Here is a 229-nt window from a genome sequence, read left to right as displayed (position 1 = left end):
TCCATCTGGTGTTACCCAGACTTCATCCTGGCCAAGGGTAGATCACTTGGTTTCGCGTCTACCGCATCCGACTTGACGCCCTCTTCAGACTCGCTTTCGCTTCGGATCCAGGACTCTTGTCCCTTAACCTTGCCGGACACGGTAACTCGTAGGTTCATTATGCAAAAGGCACGCTGTCACTCTTTGCAGAGCTCCAACCGCTTGTAGGCGCACGGTTTCAGGTACTATT

General features: G+C 52.8%; 1 rRNA gene. It reads right to left on the bottom strand.

From position 1 onward, the window contains the following. A 23S ribosomal RNA gene (locus H6A61_RS16390) occupies positions 1-229 on the bottom strand; the annotation flags it as partial.

Source organism: Bacteroides caecigallinarum (genome assembly GCF_016901995.1).
GTDB classification, from domain to species: domain Bacteria; phylum Bacteroidota; class Bacteroidia; order Bacteroidales; family Bacteroidaceae; genus Phocaeicola; species Phocaeicola cellulolyticus.
The sequence above is the reverse complement of the archived record's forward strand: the minus strand, read 5'-3'. Positions and strand labels throughout refer to the sequence as shown.